Consider the following 17860-nt stretch of genomic DNA (forward strand, 5'->3'; position numbering starts at 1 on the left):
GGCGGCGCGGCGGCGGGCCGGGCCACCAGCAGCGCCGGGACATGGCCGATCCGCGCGGCGCCGGCCGCCAGCGCGGCGCGCAGCCCGGCGGCGAACCAGCCCTCCGCCTCCGCCTCCGGGGCGGTGGCGGGCAGCAGCCCGGGGCGGAAGGCGGCGGCATGGCCGAAGAGGTCGGCGCCCAGCAGCCGGTCGAGGTCGAAATCCGGCTTGAACCAGGGATGCGCGCCGGGATGCAGGCCGTCCGGGCGGCATTCGTCGCCGTAGAGGATCGCCAGCTCCGGCTGCGCCACCGCCGCGGCGGCGAGGCGGTAGAGCGCGGTGTCGAACAGCGTGTCGCCGGCGGCGAGCGGCATGACCCAGGTGGCCGCATCCGCCGCCGGCAGCGCCCAGGCGGCGGCATCGGGTCCGGCGACCGGAACGATCCGCGCCTCGCCGCCGGGGAGGCCCCCCCGGGCGGCGCCCAGCACCTGCAGCTCCCAGGCCGGGTAGAGCTGCGCGGCGAGGGAGCGGCAGGTCGACGCCACCGCGGCCGGGGCGGCGCCGCGGGCATCGAGCCGCAGCACGAAGCGCGGCCGGGCCGGAAAGGCGGCGATCTGCGCCTGGATGGCGGCGAGGTCCCCGGGCCCCGGCGTGGCATGCGCGGCGATCCAGAATTCCATGTGGCCGGGCCGCAGCGGATTGCCGCGCGGCACCGCCGGCGGCGCCCCCAGCAGGCGGCGGATCATCGAGGCGAGGCGGATGCGGCCGGCGGCCGCGCCCTCCGGCAGCCGCGCCCAGAGCCAGCGCCAGGCGGTGGCGCCGCGCCACAGCAGCCGCTGCCGCCGGGTCCAGGGCCGGTCGACGGCATCGCCGAGCGCCGGCATTCCCTCCCGGGGCGGGCGCCGGCCCTCGGGCTCGTCGGGCGGCAAGGGGGAAGGCATGCGGGCAAACCTCGGGCTGGCTGGGGCGGTGGCGGCGGGTCGGAGTCGCGGGGCGGGCCTGGGCGCTGCGTAACCCAAACCACGCCAGGGGGCCACCTGGGGGGGCCTTTCCCTCGCGCCCGCCCTGGCCAGGGCCGGTGCAGCAGGGCATGACGCCGGGATGTCCCCCGAGCCCTTTCGCCTCACCGACCTGACCGAACAGCCGCCCGGCCTGCGCCGCGCGGTGCATGGCTACAGCACCGCCGGCACCTGGCGCCGGCTGGCGCGGCGGGTGGCGGAGGTGGGGCTCGAGGTCGCCGCCGCGCTGCCGCGCGACGCCTGGCGGCGGCGCTTCCCCGGGCCCTCGCCGCTGCTCCGGCTTGAGGCCGGGGAGGATCCGCGGCCGGGCGCGCGCAGCGTGGCGCTGTATGTGCACTACGCCGCCTCGGGCCGGGTCTCTGCGCTGGTGCTCGAGCAGCTGCGGCTGCTGGCGGCGGCCGGGTTCGCGGTGGTCTTCATCAGCAACGCGCCCGGCCTGCCGGCGGCCGACTGGGAGGCGGTGCGGGCGGTGGCGGCGCTGGTGGTGCAGCGGCGGAACCTCGGCCTCGACTTCGGCGCCTGGCGGGACCTGGCGCCGGAGGCCCGGCGGCGCTGGCCGGCGGCCGGGGAGCTGCTGCTGGCCAACGACAGCGTGCTCGGGCCGATCCGCCCCTTCGGTCCGATGCTGGCGTCGCTGCGGGACGGCGGCCCGGGGCTGTTCGGCCTGACCGAGAGCATCCAGGGCGGGCCGCACCTGCAAAGCTACTTCCTGCTGACCCGCGGCGCCGCGGCGGTGGCCGACCTGCACCATTTCCTCGCGGCGATGCGGGTGAGCCATTCCAAGTGGCTGGTGGTGCAGCGGGGGGAGCTGCGCTTCGCCCGCTGGATGCGGGCGCGCGGGCACCGGGTGGCGGCGCTGTTCGGCTACGGCCGGCTGGTGGCGGCGACCCTGGCAGACCCGGCCGAGCGGGCGCAGCTCGCCGCCTCCCACCCGCTGCTGCACGACCTGGAGGCGCTGGCGCCCGAGGCGCGGGCGGCGCGGCTGCGCGAGCAGCCGCTGAACCCGGCGCATCACCTGTGGCTCGCCCTGGTGCGGCGGCTGGGCTTCCCCTTCCTCAAGACCGAGCTGGTGCGGCGCAACCCGGGGCGGCTTCCGGGCGTGGCGGACTGGCCGGCGCTGGTCCCGGCGGAGGCCCCCTGCTCCGTCGCCATGATCCGGCAGCACCTGGCGGTGCTGGAGGGCGGTTGCGGCCCCGCAACGCATGCCGTATTATTAGATCCGAACCAATAATTATACCTTTTTCGTAATGAATGGAAGGCTGCCGCATGGCGCGCTGCCTCCGGGGCGGTGCATGGGCGGCGGATGAAATGCGTGGAATGAACGGGTTACATTGCGACTCTGTTGCAAGTTGCTGGACAGCGCCGGGGAGACGGGGCAGGCTATGCCGGTCCGGTACGATCCAGGGTTGCAGCCGGGCCGCTCCCTACACGGCGTTTTGTTCCGGGACCGAAGCCTGATGATGGAATGCCTTGCCGCACCGGACGCCGCCGGCCTGCCGCTGCACTGCACCGGCCCCGCCGGGCTGGACGCCCTGCGCCAGCGCCTGCCGCCGGCCGCCGCGGGCTTCCTCGCGGCCAGCGGCTTCGCCGCCCGGGCGCAGGAATGGCAGCTGCTGCCGGGCGAGGACGGGATCATCGGCGCCGTGCTCGGCCTGGGGGAGGCCCCGGTCGCCCCGCAGGCCTTCGGCGCCCTCGCCCAGGCGCTGCCGGCCGGCTCGGCCTGGCGGCTGGCCGACCCCGCGGCGCATGCCGAGGCGGCGGTGCTCGGCTGGTGCCTCGGCGCCTATCGCTTCAGCCGCTTCAAGGCGCCGAAGCGGAGCCCGGCCAGGCTCGTGCCGCCGCCCGGCACCGAGGCCGCCGTGCAGGCCGCGGAAGCCGCCTGGCGGGTGCGGGACCTCATCAACACCCCGGCCAACCTGCTCGGCCCGGCGGAGCTGGCCGGCGCGGCCGGCGAACTCGCGGCGCGGCACGGCGGCCGCTGCAGCGTCATCGAGGGCGAGGCCCTGGCGACCGGCTTCCCGGCGCTGGCGGCGGTCGGGCGCGGCGCCACCGCGGCGCGGGCGCCGCGCGTCGCCCTGCTGGAATGGGGCGACCCGGCGGCGCCGCTGGTGGCGCTCTGCGGCAAGGGGGTCTGCTTCGATACCGGCGGGCTCGACCTGAAGCCCTCCGCCGGCATGCTGCGGATGAAGAAGGACATGGGCGGCGCGGCGATCGTGCTGGGCGTCGCCGAGATGGTCATGCGCGCCCGGCTGCCGGTGCGGCTGCTGGTGCTGATCGGCGCGGTGGAGAACGCGGTCTCGGCCGAGGCCTTCCGGCCGATGGACGTGCTGCGGACCCGGGCCGGGCTCACCGTCGAGGTCGGCAATACCGACGCGGAGGGCCGGCTGGTCCTTTGCGATTTGCTCGCCTACGCGGCCGAGCAGGCGCCGGCGCTGCTGATCGACTGCGCCACCCTCACCGGGGCGGCGCGGGTGGCGCTCGGCCCGGACCTGCCGGCGCTCTTCACGCCGGACGACGGGCTCGCGGAAACGCTACTCGCGGCGGGACGGGATGCCGACGATCCGCTGTGGCGGCTGCCGCTGTTCGACGGATACGATTCCTGGCTGGATACGCCGCAGTGCGACCTCAACAACGTGTCGTCCCGCCCGATGGCGGGGGCGATCGTCGCGGCTCTGTTCCTGCAGCGCTTCGTGCCCAGGTCCGTGCGCTGGGCGCATCTCGATATCTACGCCTGGAACGATGCCGGCCGGCCCGCACGGCCGGAAGGCGGAGAGGCCCAGGCGATGCGCGCCCTGGCGGCGGGCATCGCCAATATGTTCGCGGGCGAACCTGCACCGGCACCGTAAGACGCCGGCGCGATAACGAAAACGAGATGATGCGGAAACTTTTCGGCTCGCGACGCTCTCACAACTACACGACGCGTTAGCCGGTTTGCAGCGTTCAGTGGCGTGTCTATCCCGGTCCGATGAGGCAACCCCTTGTCGTCACCCGGTTCATGGCCCGGATGGGCAAGGGGATTGGAGATATGGCGATTCAGAGCAACCCCGACCAGTTGGTCGGCATCCTGCGTGACACGGTCGTCGCCCTCGTCCGGCGCGACGGCCCCGACCTTTCGGCGCGGCAGCTGGGCGTCTTCCTGACGGTCTACCTCACCGACGGCCCGCATACCGTGCGCGGCCTGGCGGCGGAGCTGAACGTCTCGAAGCCCGCCATCACCCGGGCGCTGGACCGGCTCGGCGAACTCGACCTTGCCCGCCGCAAGGTGGACCCGATGGACCGCCGCAGCGTCATCGTGCAGCGCACGCTGAAGGGCACGGCCTTCCTCCGCGACATGCGCCAGATCATGTCCGAGGCCGAGACCCAGACGCATGAGATGCCGGCCGAGGCCGCCAACGCCGAGCGCGAGACCCGCAAGGCCGGCTGAGACGGCCCGGCCTGGCGGTGGCCCTGCCACCGCCGGCGGAGGCGCCGGTCAGTAGCCGGCGCCGAAGTCCACGCGGTTGATCAGGGGCCTGCCCTCACGGGCGCGGTGGATGTTCTCCACCACCTGGGGCGCGGCGCTGCGCGGGATGGTGATGCTCGCCGCATGCGGCGTCAGCACCACCTTCGGATGCGCCCAGAAGGGGTGATCGGCCGGCAGCGGCTCCGGCTCGAAGACGTCGAGCGCCGCCCCGGCCAGATGGCCCGCGTCCAGCGCGGCCAGCAGGTCCGGCTGCACCACATGGCCGCCCCGGGCGGCATTCAGCAGGAAGGCGCCGCGCGGCAGCAGCCCCAGGCGGCGCGCATCGAGCAGGCCGCGGGTGTCCGGCGTCAGCGGCAGCAGGCAGACCAGGATGTCGCTGCGGGCCAGCATCGCCTCCAGCCCCGCGGCGCCGTGGAAGCCCTCGACCCCCGGCAGGTCCTTCGGCCGGCGCGACCAGCCCATGACCGGGAAGCCGAGCGCCAGCAGCCGGCGCGCGGCATCGCCGCCCAGCTCGCCCAGGCCGAGGATGCCGATGCGCCGCGCCGCGGTGTCCGGCGCCGGCAGCTCGTGCCAGATCCGGGCGGCCTGCTGGGCGCGGTACTCGGCGTCCTGCCGGTGGAAGCGCAGCACGTTCAGCAGCACCCATTCGGTCATGCCCTGGGTCAGCCGGGTGTCGACCAGCCGCGCCACCGGGATGCCGGGCGGCGGCCCGGGCGGGCGCATCAGGTGGTCGACGCCGGCGCCCATGGAGACGATGAGCCTGAGGTTGGGGTAACGGCGCAGCTCGGCCATGTCGTGCGCGGTCCAGCAGACCGCGGCCTCGATCTCGGCGGGGTCGCCGGCCTCGGGGAAGAGCCGCACCTCGAGGCTCGGGTCGACCTCGAGCAGCGCGTCGCGCCAGGCTGCCATGGTGGCGGATTTGGTGGAGAGCAAAATGGCCATGGTCATTCTCCCTGGTGCCGCCGGTCGGGCGACAGGGTCTCGAGGTCCTCGGGCAGCGCGCGGACCCAGGCGCGCCAGTCGTTGCGGCCGGTGGCGGCGCGTTCCTCGCCGTCGGTCGCCTTGGCATAGAGGCTGAGCACGCCCTGGGCCCACCACATCTGGAAGGTCCGGTCATCGGCCAGGACCATGGCGGCGGTGCGGTCGAAGACGCCGTCCTTCACCCGCGGCATGTGCTTGCCGAGCCACCACCAGCAGCCTGCCAGCAGCACCGCGAAGCCGAGGTAGAAATGCACCAGCATGGTGCTGCCGAAGGAGCCGATGAGGATGGCGGCGGCCGGGGCCACGTTCTCGAAGCTGCGATAGACCGGGGTGCCCGGCGTGTTCATCTTGCGGATATGGACGCCGAGCTTGACCTTGTCGGCGTCCAGCAACTCCCGCAACCGCTCCAGCTCCGTCACCCGCGCAGGCCTCCCGTCTCGGCGCGCAGCTCGAATGCCGCGGCCATCAGGGCGCGGGTATAGGGCTGGGCGGGCGCGGCGGTAAGCCGCTCGGCCTCGCCTTCCTCGACCACCCGGCCGTCCTTCAGGACGATGATGCGATGCGCGAGCGCCCGGACCACCCGCAGGTCGTGGCTGATGAAGAGGTAGGCGAGGCGGTGCTTCGCCTGCAAGGCCCGCAGCAGCTCCACCACCTGGGCCTGGACCGAGACGTCGAGCGCGCTGGTCGGCTCGTCCAGCACCACCAGCCGGGGCTTGAGCACCAGGGCGCGGGCGATGGCGATGCGCTGGCGCTGGCCGCCGCTGAACTCATGGGGGTAGCGCTGGGCGGTGGCGGGGTCGAGCCCGACCTCCTCCAGCGCCCGGGCGACGGCGGCCTCGCGCGCCGGCCGGGTCAGGCCGGGCTCGTGCACCTCCAGCCCCTCGCCGATGATCTCGGCGGCCGAGAGCCGCGGCGAGAGCGAGCCATAGGGGTCCTGGAAGACGATCTGCAGCCGCCGCCGCAGCGGCCGCAGCGCCGTGGCCGAGAGCGGCTGGAGGTCGCGGCCCTCGAAGAGGATGGCGCCCCGGCTGGCCTCGAGCCGCAGCAGGGCAAGGCCGAGGGTGGTCTTGCCGCTGCCGGATTCCCCGACCAGTCCGACCGTCTCGCCCTCGCGTATGGTCAGCGAGACGCCGTCCACCGCCTTCACGTAGCCTGCCGTCCGCCGCAGCAGGCCGCGGCGGATGGGGAAATGCACCTGCATGCCCTGGCCCTCGACCACCACCGGGGCGTCCTCGGGCACCGGGGCGGGGCGGCCGCGCGGTTGGGTCGCCAGCAGCATCCGGGTATAGGCGTGCCGCGGCGCGGCGAAGACCTCGGCCGCCGGCCCCTGCTCCACCGCCTCGCCATCCTTCATCACCACCACGCGGTCGGCGTGGTGGCGGACGATCTGCAGATCGTGGGTGATCAGCAGCAGGGCCATGCCGAGGCGCTGCTTGAGCTCGGCCAGCAGTTCAAGAATTTGGGCCTGGATGGTGACGTCGAGCGCGGTGGTCGGCTCGTCGGCGATCAGCAGCTTCGGCGAGCAGGCGAGCGCCGCGGCGATCATCACCCGCTGGCGCTGGCCGCCCGAGAGCTGGTGCGGATAGGCGCCGAGCCGCTCCTCGGCGCGCGGCAGCCCGGCCTGGCGCAGCAGCTCGAGGATGCGGGCGCGCAGCGGGGCGCCCGACAGCGGCTGGTGCAGCACGATCGCCTCGCCCACCTGGCGGCCGATGCTGTGCAGCGGGTTCAGCGAGGTCATCGGTTCCTGGAAGACCATCCCGGCGACGCCGCCGCGGAGGTGGCACAGCGCCGCCGCGTCGGCGCCCAGCACGTCGATGCCGTCGAGGGTGATGCGGCCCTCGGGGATTTCGGCGGCCGGCGGCAGCAGCCGCAGCGCGGCCAGCGCCGAGACCGACTTGCCGCTGCCGGATTCGCCGACCAGGGCCAGGGTCTCGCCGGGGTTCACCTGGAAGGAGACGTCGCGGACCACCCTTCGGCCGGCGAAGGCGACCGAGAGGTGCTCGACCCGCAGCAGCGGCGGCGTCATCGCCCGCCACCCGGCAGCTTGCGGGGATCGAAGGCGTCGCGCACCGCCTCGCCGATGAAGATCAGCAGGGTGAGGACGCCGCCCAGCACCACGAAGCCGGTGAAGGCGAGCCAGGGGGCCTGGAGGTTGTTCTTGCCCTGGGAGAGCAGCTCGCCGAGGGAGGGCGAGCCGGGCGGCAGGCCGAAGCCGAGGAAGTCGAGGCTGGCCAGGATGGTGACGCTGCCCGAGAGGATGAAGGGCAGGAAGGTCAGCGTCGCCACCATGGCATTGGGCAGGATGTGGCGGACCATCAGCCGCGTGTCGGAGACGCCGAGCGCCCTCGCCGCGCGGACGTAGTCGAGGTTGCGGCCGCGCAGGAACTCGGCGCGGACCACGCCGGTGAGGCCCATCCAGGAGAAAACCAGCAGGAAGATCAGCAGGGTCCAGAAGCTCGGCTCGATGACGCTGGCCAGGATGATCAGCAGGAACAGCTGCGGCATGCCGGACCAGATCTCGATGAAGCGCTGGAACAGCAGGTCGGTGAGGCCGCCGTAGAAGCCCTGCACCGCGCCGGCGGCGATGCCGATGGCCGAGGCGACGATGGTGAGGGTGAAGCCGAAGAGCACCGAGATGCGGAAGCCGTAGATCACCCGCGCCAGCACGTCCCGCGCCTGGTCGTCGGTGCCGAGCAGGTTCTTCGCCGAGGGCGGCGAGGGCGCCGGCCGGCCGAGGTCGCGCACCACCGTCGCATAGGCGTAAGGAATGGCGGGCCAGAGCAGCCAGCCGCGCTGCGTCACCTCCCGCATGAATTCCGGGTCGTGCCAGTCCACCTCGGTCGGCAGGCCATCGGCCAGGATGTCGCTCTCGGCGTAGTCCACCAGCACCGGCACCAGCCAGCGGTCGTCGACCCGGGCCAGCAGCGGCCGGTCGTTGGCGAGGAACTCGGCGAAGAGGGTGACGAGGAAAAGGACGGCGAAGATCCAGAGGGACCACCCGCCGCGGCGGTTGGCGCGGAAATTCGCCAGCCGGCGTTGGGTCATCGGGGTCATCGGCGCCTGTCTACCAGCACGGCGGCCACGGCCGGAAGGGGTGCGGCACCGGCACCGTCGCGGCGAAGGCGGGCCGCGCCTCCAGCCGGGCGCCGAGCGCGATGCGGCCCTTGCGGGCACGGGGGCTCGGGAGGGGGCTCGGGGTGGCGCTGCTGCGCGTGAGCATGGGTGCTACCGCCGGGAGTCGAAGTCGATCCGCGGATCGACCAGCGTATAGGCGAAGTCGCCGACGATCTGCATCACCAGCCCGAGCAGGGTGAAGATGTAGAGCGTGCCGAACATCACCGGGTAGTCGCGCCGGATCGCCGCCTCGAAGCCGAGCAGGCCGAGGCCGTCGAGCGAGAAGATGATCTCGACCAGCAGCGCCCCGGTGAAGAGGATGCCGATGAAGGCCGCCGGGAAGCCGGCGATGATCAGCAGCATGGCGTTGCGGAAGACATGGCCGTAGAGCACCCGCTGCTCGCCGGCACCCTTGGCCCGGGCGGTGGTGACGTAGTGCTTGTTGATCTCCTCGAGGAAGGAGTTCTTGGTCAGCATGGTCAGCCCGGCGAAGCCGCCGATCACCAGCGCCAGGGTCGGCAGCACCATGTGCCAGGTGTAGTCGGCGGCGCGGGCCAGGAAGGGCGCCTGCTCCATCCCCGGCGAGAGCAGGCCGCGCAGCGGGAACCACTGCACGAAGCTGCCGCCCGCGAAGAGCACCACCAGCAGGATGGCGAAGAGGAAGCCGGGGATGGCGTAGCCGACCAGCACCACCGCGCTGGTCGCCACGTCGAAGCGGCTGCCGTCCCGCACCGCCTTGCGGATGCCTAAAGGTATGGAGACGAGGTAGATGATCAGCGTCGACCAGAGGCCGAGCGAGACCGAGACCGGCATCTTCTCCAGAATCAAATCCACCACCGGGCGGTCGCGGAACAGGCTGCGGCCGAGGTCGAAGCGGGCGTAGCCGGCCAGCATGGTGGCGAGCCGGTCCTGCCAGGGCTTGTCGAAGCCGAAGGTCCGCTCGATCTCGGCGACGATGGCGGGGTCGAGCCCCCGCGCGCCGCGGTAGGCGGTGGTATTGCCGCTGTTCTCGTTGCGCGGCGAGCCGCGGGTCTCGCCCTGGCCCTCGCCGGAGATGCGGCCGAGGCTGCTGCCGGCGTCGCCCTTCAGCTCCGCCAGCATCTGGTCCACCGGGCCGCCGGGGGCGAATTGCACCACGGCGAAATTGATCAGGATGATGCCGACCAGGGTCGGCACCACCAGCAGCAGGCGGCGAAGGAGGTAGGCGCCCACTACTGCGGCTTCGCTTCGCGCTTGCCCTGCTCGACGCTGCCCTCGCGGGTCCGCTCGACCCACCAGCTGTCCAGCGCCAGCGCGTATTTCGGATTGCGCGGCGGCCGGCCGAACTTGTCCCAGTAGGCGACGCGGAAGGTGCGGCTGTGCCACTGCGGGATCATGTAGTCGCCCCAGAGCAGCACGCGGTCCAGCGCCCGGGTGCGGGCGACCAGCTCGGCGCGGTCGGGGGCGGCGATGACCAGCTCGACCAGCTCGTCGACCACCGGGTTGGCGATGCCGGCGACGTTCTGGCTGCCGTTCTCCTGCGCCTTGGCGCTGGTCCAGAAGTCCCGCTGCTCGTTGCCCGGCGACAGCGACTGGCCCTGGCCCTCCACCGTCATGTCGTAGTCGAAGGCGTCGATCCGGACTTGGTACTGCGCCGGGTCGATGGTCCGCACCCGCGGCTCCATGCCGAGGCGCTGCAGGGTCTGCACATAGGGCAGCGCGACGCGCTCGAAGCTCGGGCCGTTCAGCAGGATCTCGAAGGCGAAGGGCTGGCCCTGGGCATTGACCAGCTTGCGGTCCTTCACCACCCAGCCGGCCTCGCGCAGCAGGCCCAGCGCCCGGCGCAGCCCCTCGCGGTTGTTGCCGGAGCCGTCGGTGACCGGCAGCGCATAGGGCTCGGTGAACAGCCGGTCCGGCACGCGGCCCTTGTAGGCCTGCAGGATCTCGAGTTCGCGCCCCTCCGGCAGGCCGGAGGAGGCCAGCTCGGAGTTGGAGAAGTAGGAGGTGGTGCGGGCGTAGCTGCCGTAGAACAGGTTGGCGTTCATCCACTCGAAGTCGAAGACCTCGATCAGCGCGCGGCGCACGCGCGCGTCCTGGAACAGCGGGCGGCGCAGGTTCACCGCGAAGGCCTGCATGCCGGTCGGGATCTCGTGGCGGATCTCGTCGCGCTTCACCAGGCCGCGCTGCACCGCGGGGAAGTCGTAGGCGGTCGCCCATTCCTTGGCGATGTTCTCGGTGCGGAAGTCGATCTGCCCGGCCTTGAAGGCCTCCAGCGCCACCGTCGCGTCGCGGAAGTACTCGTAGCGCATGACGTCGAAATTGGCGGTGCCGCGGGCGGTGGGCAGCGCCGCCGCCCAGTAGTCCGGCACCCGGCGGTAGGTCAGGCTGCGGCCGCTCTCGAAGCGTTCCAGCTGGTAGGGCCCGGAGCCGAGCGGGGCCTCCAGCAGCGGCCGGGCGAAGTCGCGGCCCTCCCACCAGTGCTTCGGCAGCACCGGCATCTGGCCGAGGATCAGCGCCAGCTCGCGGTTCTCGTTCGACTTGAAGCGGAAGGCGACGCGCTTCGGCGCCTCGGCCACCACCTCGGTCACGTCGGCCCAATAGGCGCGGTAGAAGGGCCGGCCCTGCTGGCGGAGGGTGTTGAAGGTCCAGACCACGTCATCCGCCGTCACCGGCCGGCCGTCGTGGAAGCGGGCGTCCGCATGCAGCTCGAAGGTCACGCCCATGCGGTCGGCCGGCTGCTCGATGGCCGCGGCCAGGTGGCAGTATTCGGTGCTGGCCTCGTCCGAGCTGTTCTTCAGCAGGGTGTCGTAGAGGTTGGTCAGGCCGACCGCCGGGGTGCCGCGCAGCACGTAGCCGTTGAAGCTGTCGAAGCTGCCGAGCGCGGTCAGCGCGATCTCGCCGCCCTTCGGGGCGTCCGGGTTGACCCAGGGGAAATGGGTGAAGCCCGGCGGCAGCGCCGGGTCGCCGAGCAGCGACAGGGCGTGGCTGCGGCTTTGCGCCCGCGCGGCGGCGGGCCGCAGGAAGGGAAGGGCGAGGCCCGAGGCCAGGAGGGTGCGGCGATCCATGCCCGGCAGGATGGGGGTTCGCCCGGCCGGCGACAACAACTAGCGGGAAGGGAGAAACATCTGTTGCATCAGCCCCGCCGCCATGAAACGTTTGGACCATGCTCGCCGACCGCCTCCGCGCCGCGCTGCCCGGCCTGCCGCCGCAACTGGCGGCGGCGGGGCGGCATGTCTCGGCCCGGCCCTTCGATGCCGCGACGCGCTCCATGCGCGCCCTGGCGGCCGAGGCGGGGGCCAGCCCGGCGACCTTCACCCGGCTCGCCCAGGCGCTCGGCTTCACCGGCTGGGAGGCGCTGCGGGCCGCCGCCATCGAGGAGCACCGCCGCCCGGCGCCCTATTCCAGCCGGGCCGGCGGCGGCGGGCTGGACGCCATCCAGGCGGCCGAGGCGGCCAATATCGCGGCCCTGGCCAGCCTGCCGGAGGCGGCGCTGCGCGAGGCGGCGGCGGCGCTCGACCGGGCGCCGCGTATCCATGTCGCCGGCTTCCGGTCGTGCCGGGCCGTCGCCAGCCTGCTGCACTACCAGCTGCGGCTGTTCCGGCCGGACACCGCCCTGGTCGGCGAGGCCGCGCTCGACCTCGACCTCGGCGCCATGCGGCCGGGGGAGGCGCTGGTGCTGATCGGCTTCGCCCCCTATGCGCGCGCCGGGCTGGCGACGCAGGCGGCGGCCCGCGACGGCGGCCTCGCCACCATCGTCCTGGCCGACAGCCCGGCGGCACCCATCGCCCGCGGCGCCGACCACCTGCTGGGCTTCGCCACCGCCACCCCGGCCTTCTTCCCCAGCCTGACCGCGGCCGTGGCCCTGGCCCAGGCGCTCGCCGCCGCGGTCCTGGCCGCGGGGGGCGAGGCCGCGCTGCGGCGGCTGCGCGCCAGCGAAGCCCGCCTCGCCAGCCTTGGCGCCTATTGGACCGAACCGGAGGACCCCCGATGAGCCATCTCGTGCACCGCAGCCTGCGCGCCGACCCGCCCCTCGCGGTGCGGGGCGAGGGCATCTACCTGTACGACCAGGCCGGGCGGGAGATCATCGACGGCTCCGGCGGCGCCGCCGTCGCCTGCCTCGGCCATGGCCACCCCAGGGTGATCGAGGCCATCAAGGCGCAGCTCGACACCCTCGCCTATGCCCATACCGCGCTGTTCTCCTGCGAGAGCGCGGAGCAGCTGGCCGACATCATGGTCGGCCATGCGCCGGGCGGGCTGACGCATGCCTATTTCTGCTCCTCCGGGAGCGAGGGCAACGAGGCCGCCATCAAGCTGGCGCGCCAGTACTTCCTCGAGATCGGCCAGCCCCAGCGGGTGCGCTTCATCGCCCGGCGGCAGAGCTACCACGGCAACACCCTCGGCGCGCTCTCGGCCGGCGGCAACGCGATGCGGCGCGCGCCCTATGCGCCGCTGCTCTCGCCCGCCTTCAGCCATGTCTCGCCCTGCTACGCCTACCGCGACCGCGAGGGCGAGGAGAGCGACGCGCAATACGTCGCCCGGCTGGCCGCGGAGCTGGAGGCGGAATTCCAGCGGCTCGGCCCGGATACCGTCATCGGCTTCATGGCGGAGACGGTGGTCGGCGCGACGCTCGGCTGCGTCGCCGCCCTGCCCGGCTACTTCCCGGCGATGAAGGCGGTCTGCGACCGGCACGGCGCGCTGCTCATCCTCGACGAGGTCATGAGCGGCATGGGCCGCTGCGGCACGCTGCACACCTGGGAGCAGGAAGGCGTGACGCCGGACATCCAGATCGTCGCCAAGGGGCTCGGCGGCGGCTACCAGCCGATCGGCGGCATCCTGGTGCATGGCCGGGTGATCGAGGGGCTGAACGGCGGCAGCGGCGCCTTCATGCATGGCCATACCTACCAGGCGCATCCCGTCGCCTGCGCCGCCGCCGTGGCGGTGCAGCAGGTGATCCGGGACGAGAAGCTGCTGGACAACGTGAAGGCCCAGGGCGCCCTGCTGGAGCAGCGGCTGGTGGAGCGCTTCGGCAACCACCGCAACATCGGCGACATCCGCGGGCGGGGGCTGTTCTGGGCGGTGGAATTCGTCACCGACCGCGCCAGCAAGGCGCCCTTCGACCCCGGCCTGAAGCTGAACGAGCGGGTGAAGCAGGAAGCCTTCGCGCGGGGGCTCGCCTGCTACCCCATGGGCGGCACCCTCGATGGACGCCGCGGCGACCATGCGATATTGGCGCCCCCCTACATCGCCACGCCAGGGCAGATCGAGACCATCGTCGACCGCTTCGGCGCGGCGGTGGATGCGGCGCTCGCCAGCGTGCAGGCATAGGAGGAAACGACGATGAAGAGCTGGATCCTGGCCGCGGCACTCGCCGTGGCAAGCATGGCGGGCGCCGAGGCGCAGACGCTGGCCGCCGTGAAGCAGCGCGGCATCCTCAACTGCGGCGTCAGCCAGGGCTTCGCCGGCTTCTCCGTCCCCGACAGCCGGGGCGAGTACCGCGGCCTCGACGTCGACTACTGCCGCGCCGTCGCCGCGGCGGTGCTCGGCGACGCGACCAAGGTGCGCTTCGTGCCGCTGACCGCGCAGGCCCGCTTCACCGCGCTGCAGACCGGCGAGATCGACGTGCTGTTCCGCAACAGCACCCAGACCTTCCTGCGCGACGCCTCGCTCGGCCTCAACCAGGGGCCGGTCACCTTCTACGACGGCCAGGGCTTCGCCATCCGCCGCGACGCCAGCGTGAGCAAGGTGCAGGAGCTCGACGGCGCGACCATCTGCGTGGCCCAGGGCACCACGCACGAGCTGAACCTGAACGACGTCTTCCGCGCCCGGGGCATCAAGTTCAGCCCCGTGGTCTTCGAGCGCGTGGACACGATGTACGAGGCCTTCTACGCCGGCCGCTGCGACGCCATGACCCAGGACAGCAGCGCGCTGGCCGGGGCGCTTACCGCGGCGCGCGACCCCGCCGCCTACCGGGTGCTGGAGGAGACCATCAGCAAGGAGCCGCTCGGCCCCTTCACCCGCAACGGCGACGACCAGTGGTCCAACATCATCCTCTGGACCCATTACGCGCTGGTCGAGGCCGAGGAGCTCGGCGTCACCGCCGCCAATGCCGAGGCCCAGGCGGCCGGGGCCAACCCGACCGTCCAGCGGCTGCTGGGCGCGGGCGGCGAGTTCGGCAGCCGGCTCGGGCTCGACAACCGCTGGTCCTACAACGCCATCCGCGCGGTGGGGAACTACGGCGAGGTGTTCGAGCGCAACGTCGGCCAGGGCAGCCCGCTCAAGCTGCGGCGCGGGCTGAACGGGCTCTGGACCGGCGGCGGGCTGATGTACGCGATCCCGTTCCGTTGACGCGCCCGTGGCCGGAACCATCCGGACCGGCCCCGCGTTTCCATCCCGAAGCGGCTGCATGTCGCGGCCAGCGCAGGGAGAGCACAGCATGGACAAGGACCGGATCGAAGGTATCGGCAAGCAGGTCAAGGGCGCGGTGAAGGATGTCGCCGGCAAGGTGACCGGCGATGCCGCGCTGCAGGCCGAGGGCAAGACCGACAAGGCCGAGGGCAAGGTGCAGAACGCCGTCGGCGGCGCGAAGGACAAGGCCCGCGACGCGACCGACTGAGGTTGGACGCCAGGCTGCGGAGGGGGCGGCGGACAGGGTCCGTCGCCCTTTTTGCGTGAGGAAGCCTTTGCGCTCTGCGCGCCAATGGCTTGTGGCGCTGCGCCAAACCCCATATTTTGCTGCCGTACAGGATCCGGGGCGGGGCAGGGCGACCATGAGCGTTAACCACGACGACGTCGTCGCCTCCTTCCAGATGGTGCTGGGCCGGTCCCCCGACAGCGAGGAGGCGGTGAACTACCACCTGCGCCTCGGCTTCCGCGACCGCCTCGAGCTCGGCGCCTACATGTGCAGCACCGGCGAATTCCGCGAGCGCTACGACCGGATGGTGGCCGAAGGCCGAGCCCCCCGCAGCCCGCAGGAGCCGGGCGGCCGGCAGCGGCCGGTCACCGTCTTCCTCGGCGACCGGGTGCTGACCGAGACGCACCGCGGCTTCAAGATCTACGTGCCGCCGACCGACATGGACCTCGGGCCGCATATCCTGCTGAACGGCATCTGGGAGACCCATGTCGAGAAGGCCCTGCTGCGGCTGCTGCAGCCGGGGATGCTGGCGGTCGATGTCGGGGCCAACATCGGCTACCACACCCTGACCCTGGCCGGGGCGGTCGGGCCCGGCGGCCGCGTGCATGCCTTCGAGGCCAGCCCGGGGCTGACGCCGCTGCTGCGGGCCAGCATCTTCATCAACGGCATGACCCCCTGGGTCACGGTGCACAACCTCGCGGCGCTGGACCGCCCGGGGATGGTGACGCTGGCGGCGCAGCCGGACCACTTCGGCAGCGGCAACGTGGTGCCCCCCGGCGCCGAGGCCGGCTACCACGCGGATTACTCCAGCCAGGTGCAGGTGCCCGGCATCGCGCTGGATTCGCTGCTGGCGGAGGGGCCGCCGCTCGACCTCATCCGCATCGACATCGAGGGCTCGGAGCCGCAGGCGCTGCGCGGCGCCGCCACCGCCATCGGGCGCTCGCCGGCGCTGCGGATCATCAGCGAATGGTCGGTCGGGATGATGGCGGCGCGGGCGGACCTCGGCGGCTTCATCGCCTGGCTGCAGGGCATGGGCTTCCGCTTCTGGCTGGTGAACGCCGGCGGCGGCTTCGAGCCGCTGGCGGCCTCCGCCCTGCTGGCGCTGCCGCACAGCGACGTGCTGATCAGCCGGCAGGAACCGGGCTGAGCGCCAGCGCGCTCAGAGGCTGCGGCGGGCCTTCAGCGCCGCGGCCAGGGTGCCCTCGTCCAGCACGTCGAGCGCCCCGCCCATCGGCACGCCCTGGGCCAGCCGGGTGACCTGCACGCCGCTGCCCTGCAGCCGGTCCGAGAGGTAGTGCGCCGTGGTCGCGCCATCCACCGTGGCGGGCAGGGCCAGGATCACCTCCTCGACCGGCACCGCCGCCTCGGCGATGCGGGCGAGCAGCGGCTGCACCGCCAGATCCTCCGGCCCGACGCCGCCGAGCGCCGAGAGGGTGCCGCCCAGCACGTGATAGAGGCCGCGGTGCGCATGGGCGCGCTCCAGCGCCCAGAGCTCGGCGACCCCCTCGACCACGCAGATCAGCCCGCGGTCGCGCCGCGCATCGGTGCAGATGCCGCAGGGGTTGCGGGCCGAGAGGTTGCCGCAGACCCCGCAGGGCTGCACCGCGGCGGCGGCGGCGCGCAGGGCTTCCGCCAGCGGCAGCATCGCCTTCTCCGGGTGCATCAGCATCTTGAGCGCCGCCCGGCGGGCGCTGCGGCGGCCGAGGCCGGGCAGCCGGGCGAGCAGGCCGACCAGGTGTTCTATGGGGTCCCGGGGCAGGTCCCTGGGCGGGTCCCCGCGGGGGTCCTGCTCGGCCATGCGCGGGTCAGAACGGCAGCTTGAAGCCGCCGGGCAGGCCGCCGGGGATGTTCAGCCCGGAGGTCGCCTGGGACATCTCCTCGGCCATCATCGCCTCGACCTTGGCCTTGGCGTCGGCATGGGCGGCGACCAGCAGATCCTCCAGCACCTCGCGGTCCTCGGCGACCATCAGGCTGGGGTCGATGGCGACGCGCCTGAGGTCGCCCTTGCCGGAGAGCGTGACCTTCACCATGCCGCCGCCGGCGGCGCCGTCCATGGTCGCGGCCTCCAGCTTGGCCTGCATCTCCGCCATCTTGGACTGCATCTGCTGGGCCTGCTTCAGCATGTTGCCGAGGTTCTTCATCGGGGGCTCCCTATCGGTCTTCGTCGGGGGGTGGAACATCGTCGTAGTCGGCCGGTTCGCTCTCGTCCGAGATGCTGGCCGCATCCTCGGGCTCGGCCGGGGCCGGGGCGGCGAAGTCGGCCGGGCCGGCATCGGTCAGCCCATAGGCATCGGCGCTGGCATCGCGGACGGCCTCGATGGTGGCGCCGGGGAAGGCCGCCAGCACCGCCTGGACCAGCGGGTGGGTGGCGGCGATGCTGCGGCGCCCGGAATCCGCGGCGCGGCCCTGCTGCGCCAGGGTCGGCTCGCCCTCCGCGTTGCTGAGGGCGATGGTCCAGCGCTGGCCGGTCTGCTCCGCCAGCAGGGCGGAGAGCTCGGCCGCCAGGTCGCGCGGGGCGCCGGGCTGCACCCGGACCTCGATCCGGCCGGGGGCGAATTTCACCGGATGGACGCTGTGGACCAGATGCGCGTGCAGCATGGCGCGGCGGCCGGAGGCGAGCGCGACCACGTCCCGCCACTGCTGCGGCCGGGCCTGGCACTCGGCCGCCACCGCCTGGGCCAGGATGGCGCCGCC

Annotated in this window: 18 protein-coding genes and 1 pseudogene; 8 read left to right on the top strand and 11 right to left on the bottom strand. The window is 73.0% G+C overall.

Annotated features, from left to right (window positions below; genetic code table 11):
* Nucleotides 1–920, bottom strand: a 920-nt coding sequence (locus QWZ14_RS19160; RefSeq protein WP_456307258.1) for a hypothetical protein, incomplete at its 3' end; no start/stop codon positions are given.
* 160 nt (nucleotides 921–1080) lie between these two features.
* On the opposite strand from QWZ14_RS19160, the gene QWZ14_RS19165 reads away from it, so the two are divergent.
* From QWZ14_RS19165 to QWZ14_RS19175, 3 genes are all read left to right on the top strand, one after another.
* Complete coding sequence (locus tag QWZ14_RS19165) at nucleotides 1081–2229, top strand: rhamnan synthesis F family protein (protein ID WP_290318422.1); 1149 nt, start codon at nucleotides 1081–1083, stop codon at nucleotides 2227–2229.
* 226 nt (nucleotides 2230–2455) lie between these two features.
* Nucleotides 2456–3844 (top strand): leucyl aminopeptidase family protein, encoded by a 1389-nt coding sequence (locus QWZ14_RS19170; protein WP_290318423.1) that lies wholly within the window; start codon nucleotides 2456–2458, stop codon nucleotides 3842–3844.
* A gap of 179 nt (nucleotides 3845–4023) precedes the next feature.
* On the top strand, nucleotides 4024–4422 hold the full coding sequence (locus QWZ14_RS19175) for a MarR family transcriptional regulator (RefSeq protein WP_290318424.1): 399 nt from the start codon (nucleotides 4024–4026) through the stop codon (nucleotides 4420–4422).
* 48 nt (nucleotides 4423–4470) lie between these two features.
* Here the strand turns inward: QWZ14_RS19175 and QWZ14_RS19180 are convergent, their stop codons facing one another.
* The 7 genes from QWZ14_RS19180 to QWZ14_RS19210 are packed head-to-tail and all read right to left on the bottom strand — an operon-like array spanning nucleotide 4471 to nucleotide 11600.
* Complete coding sequence (locus QWZ14_RS19180; RefSeq protein ID WP_290318425.1) at nucleotides 4471–5403, bottom strand: 2-hydroxyacid dehydrogenase; 933 nt, start codon at nucleotides 5401–5403, stop codon at nucleotides 4471–4473.
* Between the two features lie 2 nt (nucleotides 5404–5405).
* The gene (locus QWZ14_RS19185; RefSeq protein WP_290318426.1) at nucleotides 5406–5861 is read right to left on the bottom strand and encodes a hypothetical protein; all 456 of its coding nucleotides are present in this window, start codon (nucleotides 5859–5861) and stop codon (nucleotides 5406–5408) included.
* Nucleotides 5858–7468, bottom strand: a complete 1611-nt coding sequence (locus tag QWZ14_RS19190) for an ABC transporter ATP-binding protein (protein ID WP_290318427.1) — start codon at nucleotides 7466–7468, stop codon at nucleotides 5858–5860. Before QWZ14_RS19190 ends, QWZ14_RS19185 begins: the two co-directional genes overlap by 4 nt.
* Nucleotides 7465–8487, bottom strand: coding sequence for an ABC transporter permease (locus QWZ14_RS19195; RefSeq protein WP_456307259.1), 1023 nt, complete (start codon nucleotides 8485–8487; stop codon nucleotides 7465–7467). The genes QWZ14_RS19190 and QWZ14_RS19195 overlap by 4 nt, the downstream gene beginning before the upstream one ends.
* A 19-nt stretch (nucleotides 8488–8506) precedes the next feature.
* The gene (locus QWZ14_RS19200; RefSeq protein WP_290318429.1) at nucleotides 8507–8662 is read right to left on the bottom strand and encodes a hypothetical protein; all 156 of its coding nucleotides are present in this window, start codon (nucleotides 8660–8662) and stop codon (nucleotides 8507–8509) included.
* A gap of 5 nt (nucleotides 8663–8667) precedes the next feature.
* Nucleotides 8668–9768 (bottom strand): microcin C ABC transporter permease YejB, encoded by a 1101-nt coding sequence (locus QWZ14_RS19205; protein WP_290318430.1) that lies wholly within the window; start codon nucleotides 9766–9768, stop codon nucleotides 8668–8670.
* Nucleotides 9768–11600 (bottom strand): extracellular solute-binding protein, encoded by a 1833-nt coding sequence (locus QWZ14_RS19210; RefSeq protein WP_290318431.1) that lies wholly within the window; start codon nucleotides 11598–11600, stop codon nucleotides 9768–9770. The genes QWZ14_RS19205 and QWZ14_RS19210 overlap by 1 nt, the downstream gene beginning before the upstream one ends.
* A 98-nt stretch (nucleotides 11601–11698) precedes the next feature.
* Between QWZ14_RS19210 and QWZ14_RS19215 the strand changes: the two genes are divergently transcribed.
* The 5 genes from QWZ14_RS19215 (at nucleotide 11699) to QWZ14_RS19235 (ending at nucleotide 16313) form a co-directional block, all read left to right on the top strand.
* Entirely contained in the window at nucleotides 11699–12526 is an 828-nt protein-coding gene (locus QWZ14_RS19215; RefSeq protein WP_290318433.1) for a MurR/RpiR family transcriptional regulator, read from the top strand.
* Nucleotides 12523–13860: an aspartate aminotransferase family protein gene (locus QWZ14_RS19220; RefSeq protein WP_290318434.1), complete on the top strand. Its 1338-nt coding sequence runs from the start codon at nucleotides 12523–12525 to the stop codon at nucleotides 13858–13860. Before QWZ14_RS19215 ends, QWZ14_RS19220 begins: the two co-directional genes overlap by 4 nt.
* 12 nt (nucleotides 13861–13872) lie before the next feature.
* Nucleotides 13873–14880 (top strand): amino acid ABC transporter substrate-binding protein, encoded by a 1008-nt coding sequence (locus QWZ14_RS19225; protein ID WP_290318435.1) that lies wholly within the window; start codon nucleotides 13873–13875, stop codon nucleotides 14878–14880.
* Nucleotides 14881–14968: 88 nt separating this feature from the next.
* Complete coding sequence (locus QWZ14_RS19230) at nucleotides 14969–15148, top strand: CsbD family protein (protein ID WP_290318436.1); 180 nt, start codon at nucleotides 14969–14971, stop codon at nucleotides 15146–15148.
* A 154-nt stretch (nucleotides 15149–15302) separates the two neighbouring features.
* Nucleotides 15303–16313, top strand: a complete 1011-nt coding sequence (locus tag QWZ14_RS19235; RefSeq protein WP_290318438.1) for an FkbM family methyltransferase — start codon at nucleotides 15303–15305, stop codon at nucleotides 16311–16313.
* A gap of 12 nt (nucleotides 16314–16325) precedes the next feature.
* On the opposite strand, the gene recR is transcribed toward QWZ14_RS19235, so the two are convergent.
* The 3 genes and pseudogenes from recR to QWZ14_RS19250 all read right to left on the bottom strand — a co-directional run.
* Complete coding sequence (gene recR, locus QWZ14_RS19240; protein WP_290318440.1) at nucleotides 16326–16964, bottom strand: recombination mediator RecR; 639 nt, start codon at nucleotides 16962–16964, stop codon at nucleotides 16326–16328.
* Between the two features lie 7 nt (nucleotides 16965–16971).
* Nucleotides 16972–17307 (bottom strand): YbaB/EbfC family nucleoid-associated protein, encoded by a 336-nt coding sequence (locus tag QWZ14_RS19245; protein WP_290318441.1) that lies wholly within the window; start codon nucleotides 17305–17307, stop codon nucleotides 16972–16974.
* 10 nt (nucleotides 17308–17317) lie between these two features.
* Nucleotides 17318–17860 (bottom strand): annotated as a pseudogene (locus QWZ14_RS19250) (DNA polymerase III subunit gamma/tau); the annotation flags it as partial.

Source organism: Paeniroseomonas aquatica (assembly GCF_030409335.1).
Lineage (GTDB): Bacteria > Pseudomonadota > Alphaproteobacteria > Acetobacterales > Acetobacteraceae > Belnapia > Belnapia aquatica.

Bases quoted from the DNA above. Each gene is read 5' to 3' on its own strand.
- QWZ14_RS19165 (WP_290318422.1), top strand. From the start codon at position 1,081: ATGTCCCCCGAGCCCTTTCGCCTCACCGACCTGACCGAACAGCCGCCC.
- recR (WP_290318440.1), bottom strand. From the start codon at position 16,964: ATGGCCGAGCAGGACCCCCGCGGGGACCCGCCCAGGGACCTGCCCCGG.
- QWZ14_RS19190 (WP_290318427.1), bottom strand. From the start codon at position 7,468: ATGACGCCGCCGCTGCTGCGGGTCGAGCACCTCTCGGTCGCCTTCGCC.
- QWZ14_RS19220 (WP_290318434.1), top strand. From the start codon at position 12,523: ATGAGCCATCTCGTGCACCGCAGCCTGCGCGCCGACCCGCCCCTCGCG.
- QWZ14_RS19215 (WP_290318433.1), top strand. From the start codon at position 11,699: ATGCTCGCCGACCGCCTCCGCGCCGCGCTGCCCGGCCTGCCGCCGCAA.
- QWZ14_RS19225 (WP_290318435.1), top strand. From the start codon at position 13,873: ATGAAGAGCTGGATCCTGGCCGCGGCACTCGCCGTGGCAAGCATGGCG.
- QWZ14_RS19235 (WP_290318438.1), top strand. From the start codon at position 15,303: ATGAGCGTTAACCACGACGACGTCGTCGCCTCCTTCCAGATGGTGCTG.
- QWZ14_RS19200 (WP_290318429.1), bottom strand. From the start codon at position 8,662: ATGCTCACGCGCAGCAGCGCCACCCCGAGCCCCCTCCCGAGCCCCCGT.
- QWZ14_RS19210 (WP_290318431.1), bottom strand. From the start codon at position 11,600: ATGGATCGCCGCACCCTCCTGGCCTCGGGCCTCGCCCTTCCCTTCCTG.
- QWZ14_RS19230 (WP_290318436.1), top strand. From the start codon at position 14,969: ATGGACAAGGACCGGATCGAAGGTATCGGCAAGCAGGTCAAGGGCGCG.
- QWZ14_RS19180 (WP_290318425.1), bottom strand. From the start codon at position 5,403: ATGGCCATTTTGCTCTCCACCAAATCCGCCACCATGGCAGCCTGGCGC.
- QWZ14_RS19170 (WP_290318423.1), top strand. From the start codon at position 2,456: ATGATGGAATGCCTTGCCGCACCGGACGCCGCCGGCCTGCCGCTGCAC.
- QWZ14_RS19195 (WP_456307259.1), bottom strand. From the start codon at position 8,487: ATGACCCAACGCCGGCTGGCGAATTTCCGCGCCAACCGCCGCGGCGGG.
- QWZ14_RS19175 (WP_290318424.1), top strand. From the start codon at position 4,024: ATGGCGATTCAGAGCAACCCCGACCAGTTGGTCGGCATCCTGCGTGAC.
- QWZ14_RS19245 (WP_290318441.1), bottom strand. From the start codon at position 17,307: ATGAAGAACCTCGGCAACATGCTGAAGCAGGCCCAGCAGATGCAGTCC.